Genomic DNA, 4694 nt, shown 5'->3' on the forward strand with positions numbered 1-4694 from the left:
TTTGGCATTATATTTGTTCCTTGAAATATACTAATTAAATAATGAAAAATATATTTTTAATTAAATTACCGAATTATAACTAAACAAAAAAAAAAAAAATAGTAGACATGAAAAGTTATCTTTGCTTATTTTCGCAATCTCATAGAGTAGATTCCCATTCCAAGCAACAAAAATAATAAAAAAGGCAACATTTCCACAAGAGTATGTAGGCTGTAACGAATGTCCATCGCGTAATTGGCTTGTTGCAAATAGAGCTTCATAAAGTAGGAAATAGGAAGTATGTTGCTCCAAAATGCTGCAAAAGTTTCCATGCTGTTTTGAGGGTAAGTAATCCCAGCGAAAGCAAGCGAAGGAGCGATATAAGCAGCTATCACACTAATGCTTTTTGCGGAATCTTTCAGGATAGATTGTAGGCAAATAACTATGCCAGAGATGGCTATTGCAAATATTAGTAGCCCCAGTAGTATAACGTTTATGTCGCCTTGCATTGGGTATCCCAGTGTCAAGAAAGTATAGAGCATGCTATATCCCCACAGCAATGCAAGTGTTACATTAATTATTAATTTCACTAATATTTCATTGAGATTTTTTGGCATATTGTTAATGAGGTTGAGCATACCAACGGCTACTAATATTTGCCAAATGCAAGGCAGTATAACCGTAAGTAAAAATTGCGCATAGTCATTATTGGGGTTAAAATAAGCCTGAATTGTTGGGATAATCGGCAGTGCTTTTGCTTGTGCGACAATAATATTTGTATCTTTTGCGAGATTAGCTGCTATGGTATTTTTTGCGTTGAAAAGCGTTAGAACTTGTAAAAATGTTGTATTAAGTGCTTTGCCAATTAAGACAAATTGCGCATTATAATAAAGTGCTACACCAGAGCCTATTTTACGTTTGATGTGCGTTTGGAAGTCTTTAGGAATCACTACAACACCATAGATTTTTGCTTGACTTATATCTTCTTTTGCTTCTGATAGAGAATGGTAATATTGGGCAATGTTAAGCGTAGGGGAGCTTTGTGTGAGGAAAATCAATTCTTTGCTAGCCGTGCTTTTATCTTCATCAATGATTCCAATGGGGAGGTTTGTAGGGATACTATGAAAAAAAATACTATAAGCAATACAACCCATAAGTACGGGTAAAACCCCCCAGATGATACAAAAGAAAGGATAAGTTAAGAGGAATCTTTTCATGCTGTTCCCTGTGGTATTGATTGAGACTCTTTGTTTCTAGGCAGATTCTTAAGAGATATGTATTATCTAAATGAACTATGTGACGTATCTTGCGCTGCAGTTTGACTCTTGGTTGGAATTATTGGGGCTGTATTATGATGAATGGTACGCCTTGCACGCCTGCTGCAAGAGTGGAATCCGATAATTCTCTTGCCAATGCCTCATTTTTGGTTTTTCCGTTGTAGTTGGATTCAAAAATCCTCTTAAGAAGTGTAATTTTTTGTTCCCTTGTTTGTGCTTTAGACAATTCCCCGTAGTATGTTGCCGCTCTATTAAACGCATTTTGACCTAGTATCCCAACAATAAGGATTTCTAAATCGCCTCGATTAAGGTAATTATCTAATTGGTGGATTTCTTGTGCGCAATAGGGGCATGTTGTATCTATAATCATGTAGGTTTTTGTTTTACCCTTTGCATTTTTATTAGCTTGTATTTTAAGAATGTGTTTATCGTATTTTTTAAAAAGAGCTAAAACTGCTGCGTCCTTTTTTGTTTTGTTGTATTTTTCTACGTTATCAAGTGCAATTTGTAAGTTATTCTTAGAATCTTCATCCCCTATGCCCTCATTTAAGGGAATGAGGAATTTCCCGTCATTACTAGCGATAGCTGCTAACCTTTCTCCGCTAGGAGATTCAACCACGATGAATGAAACGTCTTTGAATACATGCGCATCACTAGCAATAACTTTAAAGTTCATATTTGTGCGGCTCTTAAGGAGATTCTCTATTCGTTGTTTGTCAAGGCTAAAAGCAGGAGTACAGCATAAAAGAGCGGCAAGAGCGATTTTAGTTGCTAATGGGGGGTTTTTTGATTTGATGGTTTGCAACAAAGGATATAGCATTCAGATTCCTTAATGTGAAGTTAAAAGTGAATTGTAGTATATTTCTATATTGTAAATCTTTTTTGCGAATCTTTTATCTCTTGTGTGGTTATTTTGCTATTACATGATGTTTTGTAGCGGCTTATCTTCTGTCCCTCATTTCAGACAAGAAACTCTACTAGGATTTTTATATAAGTTGAGTATTGTTAAGCCAATATTGCAAGAGAGCTTATAACACAGGGTATGGGTAACTAAAAACAAGGGAATCTAAAGATTAAAAGACGCACCAAACTCCAGCATTATGGTGTAATTATTGTTTGCAGGATATGCGGCAAATTGTCCTTGTTGCAAGGGTATATCAAAAGCCTTGTTGTTGTAGTAGATTCCTTTAAGTTTTGTATAAAAATCTAATTTCTTTTCCCATTTACTATAATAGAGCCTTTCGAGTTGCGCATAAAAGTCCATTTTCTCACCCTTGTCGTTATAGCCTCTCCTAAACATTAATCCAACAGAACACTCAATACGATATCCGTGATTTTGCATTGCAAGCGCACTAGAGCTATTGGCATAGTAACGTTTGCTGATATTATAGGCATATCCCGCACTATATTCTATGCCAATAGCTTTATCAAGCATAAAACGACCAGAAACATCAGCACCTAAAAAGAAACCAGCAGTCAAAAATTCTCTTTCATTAGAATCGATGTTTTGTATGTCAAAATATGTTGCAAAAGAAAGAAGAATGGGGCTTTCTAACGAGCCAAGATTAGTGCCAATATACGCTGCTGAATTTCCAATAATGCTTTTATCGCTTGCTATTGCGCTTGTTTGATTGTCTGTAGTTTGGGCTTTTGCTATTCCTATTGTTCCTTTGGCACCTATGTAGAATTGCTTTGAGTAATATTCTAATTCAGATGAAATATATGCCCCTGCATTTTTAGAGTTTGCCGTGTGAGTGGTGAAAGCCCCATAATATCCACCTATTGCTAGCCTTGGGTCGATACAGTAAGATTCGTTACAACCATATCCCCAAACATCACAAAAAAGAATGAATATTGGGAATATAATCCTATGTATTTTATTAATATTCCGCACTTGATTATGCTTAACGTGGCAATGGTTGTCGTATATTAATTTGCCAATCTCTGCATTTTCCAAATAGAAGACAATTAAATCCCCAACTACCCAATCCAATAATAATTGCGCCCCAAAACGCACCTTTTGTCTCTTTCATTTCTTCAGAATCTAACAGGGCTACTTTGCTTGTTTCAATATTGTTAAATAAGAAATTGGCATCAGCTTGTGAGATTGTTGCTGCTTTATTGGTAGCAGTCATTGATTCAAGATTCTGATTTATTGCTTTTGCCTGCATAAAACTTAAACTTAATACTGAACTTAATATTACACTTGAAACTATACTTGAAATTATCTTTTTCATTATTTTATTCTTTAAAGTTAAAATTAAAATCTAATCTCGAATATCCTAAATATTCTTGATGTTATTATAATATATAACCTAGCTTTTGTTGTAAGTAAGTTTGCATATTTTGCAATAATTATGTTATGAAATAAGGGAAATTGTATCTTATTTAAGAACTTGAGAATACTTAGAATATTTATAATAATTAAAATTCGAGGCAATACCAAATTCAAGCAGCAACATAAAGTTAGCACTCGCAGGATAATTACTAGCTTGAGAATTAATGATTACAGAATCCGAAGCACCTATTTGATAATATATTCCCTTAAATCGTAGATAAAAATCTACTTTATTCTCTGTTTCTAATTGGATAAAATTATTCGCATTTCGTTTATAGAGCATGCCAATAGCAGCCTCAAATCTATGTCCTCCATTAAGAGTAGAGCGATTAGCATAACCATGTCTATCAACATAATGCCCACTAAAGAGATAACTATATCCAGCTTGATATTCTATATCGATATTTTGATGTACCGAAACATGCCCAGCAGCATTGAATCCGATAAAAGGCATGCTCATGCTAAGCTTATGTTCTGTGTTATTCCATGCTAAATCATGCCAATCCACATGCAAAGCTAGAGAAAGTAGAAAGGGCGTCTGTAAAGATCCGAGATTCGCTCCCATAAAATAGCCAAAGGTAATAAAGCCATTGACATCTTTCTTTGTGGTTGTGTCTATGTTACTGGTGATATTTGTGCTGCCTATTCCAAGATTCACGTTCGCAGAAAGAGCGAACCATTTCCAATATTTGCCTAGAGATGCCGCAAAATATCCGCCCACATTGTTAAATTCTGGGTTTGCAGAAAAATCAAATCTATTATAAAAAGTGCCAAGCCCCCATCTTATATCACTACAAGAGGATTCTTTACATTGGTAGGCAGACGCAGGAAAGGAAAAAACAAATAGTACAAGCAATAACCATTTAGACATGTTTGCATTCCATTAGAAATTTACATTTCCTTCATAATAGAAATCTTGTGGATATTTATCACATCTGCCAATACAAGACATTCCCCAGCCGATTAATGAAATTCCTATTGCGGTGAATAATCCAAAGAGAAACTCTCCCTTAGTTTCTTTCATTTCTTCAGAATCTAACAGGGCTACTTTGCTTGTTTCAATATTGTTAAATAAGAAATTGGCATCAGCTTGTGAGATT

Annotated in this window: 5 protein-coding genes and 1 pseudogene; all 6 read right to left on the minus strand. The window is 34.9% G+C overall.

What is annotated here, in order from left to right; all coding sequences use genetic code 11:
• Positions 1-125 precede the first annotated feature (125 nt).
• Positions 126-1196: an ABC transporter permease gene (locus CQA66_RS08885; RefSeq protein ID WP_115582654.1), complete on the minus strand. Its 1071-nt coding sequence runs from the start codon at positions 1194-1196 to the stop codon at positions 126-128.
• A gap of 118 nt (positions 1197-1314) precedes the next feature.
• Complete coding sequence (locus CQA66_RS08890) at positions 1315-2076, minus strand: hypothetical protein (protein WP_104763478.1); 762 nt, start codon at positions 2074-2076, stop codon at positions 1315-1317.
• A 246-nt stretch (positions 2077-2322) separates the two neighbouring features.
• Positions 2323-3150, minus strand: a complete 828-nt coding sequence (locus CQA66_RS08895) for a hypothetical protein (RefSeq protein ID WP_104763479.1) — start codon at positions 3148-3150, stop codon at positions 2323-2325.
• Positions 3151-3160: 10 nt separating this feature from the next.
• The gene (locus tag CQA66_RS08900) at positions 3161-3493 is read right to left on the minus strand and encodes a hypothetical protein (RefSeq protein WP_104763480.1); all 333 of its coding nucleotides are present in this window, start codon (positions 3491-3493) and stop codon (positions 3161-3163) included.
• Positions 3494-3640: 147 nt separating this feature from the next.
• On the minus strand, positions 3641-4465 hold the full coding sequence (locus tag CQA66_RS08905) for a hypothetical protein (protein ID WP_104763481.1): 825 nt from the start codon (positions 4463-4465) through the stop codon (positions 3641-3643).
• Between the two features lie 12 nt (positions 4466-4477).
• Positions 4478-4694: pseudogene (locus CQA66_RS09355) on the minus strand (hypothetical protein); the annotation flags it as partial.

Origin of the sequence: Helicobacter aurati, assembly GCF_003364265.1 — a bacterium.
GTDB classification, from domain to species: domain Bacteria; phylum Campylobacterota; class Campylobacteria; order Campylobacterales; family Helicobacteraceae; genus Helicobacter_A; species Helicobacter_A aurati.

Excerpts from the sequence above, each read along its gene's own strand:
- CQA66_RS08885 (WP_115582654.1), bottom strand. The coding sequence starts at position 1,196 with ATGAAAAGATTCCTCTTAACTTATCCTTTCTTTTGTATCATCTGGGGG.
- CQA66_RS08890 (WP_104763478.1), bottom strand. The coding sequence starts at position 2,076 with ATGCTATATCCTTTGTTGCAAACCATCAAATCAAAAAACCCCCCATTA.
- CQA66_RS08900 (WP_104763480.1), bottom strand. The coding sequence starts at position 3,493 with ATGAAAAAGATAATTTCAAGTATAGTTTCAAGTGTAATATTAAGTTCA.
- CQA66_RS08905 (WP_104763481.1), bottom strand. The coding sequence starts at position 4,465 with ATGTCTAAATGGTTATTGCTTGTACTATTTGTTTTTTCCTTTCCTGCG.